Annotated in this window: 8 protein-coding genes; 5 read left to right on the top strand and 3 right to left on the bottom strand. The window is 57.3% G+C overall.

The window, feature by feature from the left end:
• Positions 1–44: 44 nt before the first annotated feature.
• Positions 45–1,349, bottom strand: a complete 1,305-nt coding sequence (locus NW856_RS03500) for a metallophosphoesterase family protein (RefSeq protein WP_414399101.1) — start codon at positions 1,347–1,349, stop codon at positions 45–47.
• A 123-nt stretch (positions 1,350–1,472) separates the two neighbouring features.
• A complete protein-coding gene (locus NW856_RS03495; protein WP_011434316.1) occupies positions 1,473–1,724 on the bottom strand; it encodes an RNA recognition motif domain-containing protein in 252 nt (83 codons plus the stop codon).
• A 295-nt stretch (positions 1,725–2,019) separates the two neighbouring features.
• Between NW856_RS03495 and NW856_RS03490 the strand changes: the two genes are divergently transcribed.
• The 4 genes from NW856_RS03490 to def all read left to right on the top strand — a co-directional run bounded on the left by NW856_RS03490 (position 2,020) and on the right by def (position 3,663).
• Complete coding sequence (locus NW856_RS03490) at positions 2,020–2,286, top strand: NblA/ycf18 family protein (protein WP_414399100.1); 267 nt, start codon at positions 2,020–2,022, stop codon at positions 2,284–2,286.
• Entirely contained in the window at positions 2,286–2,612 is a 327-nt protein-coding gene (locus tag NW856_RS03485) for a DUF2499 domain-containing protein (RefSeq protein ID WP_414341678.1), read from the top strand. Before NW856_RS03490 ends, NW856_RS03485 begins: the two co-directional genes overlap by 1 nt.
• A gap of 3 nt (positions 2,613–2,615) precedes the next feature.
• Complete coding sequence (locus NW856_RS03480; RefSeq protein ID WP_011434312.1) at positions 2,616–2,930, top strand: DUF3593 domain-containing protein; 315 nt, start codon at positions 2,616–2,618, stop codon at positions 2,928–2,930.
• A gap of 142 nt (positions 2,931–3,072) precedes the next feature.
• Positions 3,073–3,663: a peptide deformylase gene (gene def, locus NW856_RS03475; protein WP_414399098.1), complete on the top strand. Its 591-nt coding sequence runs from the start codon at positions 3,073–3,075 to the stop codon at positions 3,661–3,663.
• Positions 3,664–3,701: 38 nt separating this feature from the next.
• Here def and NW856_RS03470 read toward each other — a convergent pair whose 3' ends face one another.
• Positions 3,702–4,055 carry a hypothetical protein gene (locus NW856_RS03470; protein ID WP_011434310.1) on the bottom strand — a complete coding sequence of 118 codons (354 nt, stop codon included), beginning with the start codon at positions 4,053–4,055 and terminating at the stop codon, positions 3,702–3,704.
• Between the two features lie 199 nt (positions 4,056–4,254).
• On the opposite strand from NW856_RS03470, the gene NW856_RS03465 reads away from it, so the two are divergent.
• Positions 4,255–4,807 (top strand): cobalt-precorrin-5B (C(1))-methyltransferase (locus tag NW856_RS03465; protein WP_414399096.1); only part of this gene is annotated, 553 nt, incomplete at its 3' end.

Raw genomic sequence — 4,807 nt, 5'->3', positions numbered from 1 at the left:
GTTCAGGAGAGTTCAGCGTGAATGTATCAGCATCTCAAAACCAATCAAAACAAAGGCAACTGCTCCTCTTCTGCTGAGGCAGGGCTTGAAGCTCCCGGCTCCTCCCAGTTGGGATCCCAGTCCTGCAAGGGATCCGCATATTCCTCCAACAACTGACGGGCCGCGGCCAGCAAATCGTTGTGCAAGGGGGCCAGATCGCTGCGGTTGGCCAAATACTGCTCCAGAGCCGTCAGGGGCTCAAGTCGGCTGGGATCCCATCCCGGCAGACGGATGCGGCTGGGGCTGACCACTTCTGGGGCGATGGTGTAGCTAAAAGCAGGGGCAAGAGCGTTGTGCAGAGCCCGCTCATCAATGCACTCTAGCTGGTCGGGCCGTATGCGGTAGATCAACCGCAGGATGGAGCCGGCCACGGGGGCCTTGGCGATGGCGGCCAGCAGCTTGGACTGCGCCTGCTGGGGTGGATCTGCGCTCAGATCCAGGCGAATGGTGTGAAAGGTACGGGTTGGCAGGGGCAAAAATTCATAGCTGGCCCCCGTAGGGGTGACTTCCACCAGCACACAGCCTTTTTCCTCCTTTTCTTCGCCAAAATCCACCCGCTCAATGCTGCCGGGATAGAGCATCAAGGGATCCCGACACAGCACCTGGTGACGGTGGACATGCCCCAAGGCAACATATTGATAGGCAGGCCGAGCCAGCAGCGAAAGGGGCACCGTAAATCCTCTGCCCACCGAAAGATGGCGTTCTGCTCCGTAGCGGGCTGTCTCCACCATGACGTGAGCCAACAAAATCGCCGGGATCCCTGGCTGCAGGGTGCGGATCTCCCCTTCTAGGGCTAGGCGGAGGCGCTGCAGGAGCTGATGCGCGAGGATTTCCCCTTCAAGCGCCAAGCTTTCCTGTTGGGCGAGTAGAGCAGAGCAACTCAGCCAAGGTAAAGTGGTCACCTGCACCGGGCCACCGCGAGTTTCGATCCGATGAGTTTCCAGTCTGTCCCCCACAATAAAGCCTGAGACCCCCAAAGCGCGGTAGATAGCCAGGCTGTTGCCTCCCTGTCCCTGCCCGTACTGATCGTGGTTGCCCACCAACAGGACGGTTGGGATCCCTGCATCGGCCAGGCGGCGAAACTGTTGGGCAAAAAGCTCTTGATGGAGAGGGGGTGGCGTCGCATCGGGGAAAGCATCGCCCCCAAACAACACCAGATCCACCGCTTGGTTGAGAGCATGGTCAATGCACAAGCGCAAAGAAGCTACAAAATCTTCCAAACGGGTATTCAGGCCGGTAGCTGGGTTAATGTGGCCGTAGGCAAGACCACTGCCCAGATGAATGTCGGAAAGATGTAGCAACCTTACCATCTTGGGCGCTCTTGGAGACTTTGCAGCTCTCCCATCTGTTGGGATAAACCTTGCCGTTCGCGTTAGCGGGACGGAGTCCTTTGGTTGCCCAGAATGGCAAACCCAGGGTTGAACAATCTTTGCTTAGGCTTGGCGGCGGGGCCTGGCTCGATCCAAACGCAGAGGCCGGCCCATGAATTCCTGCCCGTTCGCGCTCTCGATGGCTTCATCCTCCTCAGCTTCGGTTGCCAGATCCACAAACGCGAAGCCTCGTGTCTGCCCGGTTTCTCGGTCTATCGGGATTGTAACCGACTTAACGTTCCACCTCTGCTGGAAGAAAGCTTTCAGTTCTTCTGTTGAGGCTTTATAGTTTAGGTTCCCCACAAAAATGGTCATGGCAATTCAAGCAAAGTAAGTCACCAATCAGCAAGGGTGGCAACAAAGCTCCAGAGTACTTCACTTCTATCATGGAGCCCTGCCGAATCGCCGAACATGACGGGATGTAAAGGGATCCCTGCCGGAGAATCTTCCCACTTCCCCATCCAAAATGCACCTTTGTCCAACTTGACGGGCCTGTACTTTTTCTGCCATTGGGTTGAATGCCTCTGCTCTCGCCTCGGCCAAACCTCTTCAGACCCTCAGACACCACCGAGATCCGGCATCTTGTCACGTTGTTGCGGTTTGTTAAGATATGTATTATCCTGTTTGCGCCACCTGGCCGGATCTGCGCTGTTGGAACTCTCTGCAGATCCCTCGACCTGAGTACCCTGAGGTGATAATGATGGATGAAACGCTAGAGCTCTCTTTGGAGCAGCAATTTCGCCAGCGGGCTTTCGAGACCTTGGTTTCTCGCATGAGCCCCGAGCAGGCCAAAGACATTTTGGTCAAACTGCACAAGCAAATGCTGTTGCAGGAGGCCACTTACCGCCAACTGCTGCGTCATTCCCTCAGCGCCTGATGCACGCCCTTTCGCTTCCCACCTGGTGGATTCACATTGCCAGCGTCTTGGAGTGGATCGCTGCTATTGTGCTCGTGTGGCAATTTGGGGAGCGGGTGGGCCAGCCCGAATGGCGAAGTTTGAGCTGGGCGATGCTGCCCGCTTTGTCGGGGGCAATGTGCGCGATCACCTGGCACTGGTTTGACAACGACCCCAAGTTGGACTGGGTGGTCACTGCACAGGCCAGCTTCACCTTGCTGGGCAACTGCACCTTGGCTTGGGCTGCTTACCGCATTTGGCGGGCTGAAAGGGTGGATGAGCCTGCACAGAAGGGGGATCCCGACTAGGCGATGAACAGTTTATTTGCCCTCTCTCTGTTCCCTTACTTGGTCTTTTTATTCTTTCTGTCGCGGCTGCGCCGGATCCCACGTTTGGCTTTGGTTGGATTTTGGCTGTTGTTGCTTTTTGTGGCCGTCAGCATCCCGGCAGGGCTGTACGCTCAGATGCACTACGGCACTTCCCTGGCCAATGTGGATCCCTTGCATGGAGGGGCAGAGGCTTTTCTCACCCTCTCCAATATTTTGGTGGCCTTGGGCTTTAAGCAGGGAATTGACCAACAGGCCCAACGACTTCCAGAGGCTGGCGACGGCAACCCTGAGCCATGATCATCCCAAACAGGTCCCTACCCCCTCTTCAAAATCAAAAAGGAGAAGAGAGTTAGGCAACAGTGGTTTCGGCGCAACTGGGACTGAATGTAGAATAGGGATCCAGGCCTGATACCTGCTGTTATTCTGTGAGATCTGCCAGATGGTGGCTACCCTTTCTGTTGCCGTTCCCAAAGTGAAGCTGAAGCATCCGCCCCTGCGCATTTATCGCATGGGGGACAAGGTGCTGCGGCAGCCGGCCAAGCGCATCAGCCAGGTCAACGACGAGATCCGCCAGCTTGCCCGGGACATGCTGCAGACCATGTACAGCTTTGATGGGATTGGTCTGGCGGCTCCGCAGGTTGGCATTCCCAAGCGCATGATTGTGGTGGATCTTTATCCCGATAAGCCGGAGGTGCCACCGCTGGTGCTGATCAACCCGGAGATCCGGGAGTACATTGGCGAGGCCGTTGCCGGGCAGGAGGGTTGTCTAAGCATTCCGGGGGTGTTTTGCGAGGTCGTGCGCCCAGAAGGGATTGTGGTTTCGTTTAAGGATGAAACGGGGCGGCCCCGCACCCTTCGAGCGGACGATTTGCTGGCGCGGGTGATCCAGCACGAAATCGACCACCTCAACGGCGTGTTGTTTGTGGATCACGTGGAAAACGAGCTGGTGCTGGATCAAGAGCTGCGCAAGCACGGCTTCCAGATGCAGGATGTGCAACGCAAAGGCAAGCCCTCTGCTGCCCCCCGTTGAAGCCTTTCCAGACCGGTCCGGACGACTGTCGGTTTGGTTTAGTGTTGCAAGCGCTGGGCCAAGAGCTGCTCTTCCAGAGCGGCAATGCGGTTGTAGGCAGCGGTTAACTGGGCACTCAGGCGCTGTATTTGGGCTTCGGGGGCCAGCTCATGCCCCATGCTGCGGTTGCTCACCACAGTAGGTTCATCATCCAGCAGGAAGTTGTGGCTGCCATCTTCCACCAGGTCTGAGATTAGAACGCTGTAACGAGATGGGGTGGGGGTGTTTTTTTTGGCTTCCTGGGTAGCCAGGAGAACAGCCACCACCTGCTCGGGCATCCGCTCGATGGCAGCTTTTAGCTCCTGTATTTGCGACTCCAGACGCTCAAGGTAGTGCTGCACTGCTTCGCTCATAGCTGCCCCAGTTTTCGACTACCTTCATTGAAAAAGGCAAATTTCGGATCCCCTCTTCTTCCCCCAGATCATTTAACGATTGCTTCCGGGAGGTGTTCCCCGAAACTCCTGGGTTCTCTCACAAGCCACAATTGAGGTGTGCATTTTCCGGAGATTTTGGTTTTCCGGTTACCCATTTCCCAAGCAAAAATCTCTGCAGATGCAGGATGCTGTTCAGGGATCCCGACCGCGGGGCTATACCTTGCCGGTTTTCGCCGTTGCTTCGGCCAGAGCTGCTCTTCACCACCTTCTGGGGATCCCTTTGGAGAAGGAAGGGGGGCGCTTGGCGATTGCGGTGCAGGCTGAGCCCCGGTCCCTTGAGGCTCGGATCCACATCCCGGTGGAGCAGGTAGCTGTCTTGGAGAAGGCAACAGCTCTGGCCATTACCCGCTCGGATCCCGGCCCCCACCTGGATCTCACCCGCGACACGCCGGTCTGGGCTTGGGCCAGGCTAGAGGATAGGGATCCCGAGGATCCCCCCTTGATCTTGGAAGCCGGGGAAGGGCTGGGGCGGCAAGCCGATGGTAGCCCGGCCATTTATGCCTATGCCCGCCGTTTGTTTGAGATCAATCTTTTGCCCGGGATCCCAGAGGGCTGCCGCCTGCGGGTGCGCATCATTTTGCCGGAAGGAAAGCTCCTGGCGGAGCGCACCTCCAATGCCGCTTTTGGGGTGCTGGAAGGGCTGGCCCTGTTGGGAACGCGGGCGGAGGTGG

The sequence above is a fragment of the Synechococcus sp. R3-13 genome, from assembly GCF_047462195.1.
Classification (GTDB): Bacteria; Cyanobacteriota; Cyanobacteriia; order Thermostichales; family Thermostichaceae; genus Thermostichus.
Note: the sequence above shows the minus strand (reverse complement) of the source record. Positions and strands in the feature narration are given on the sequence as shown.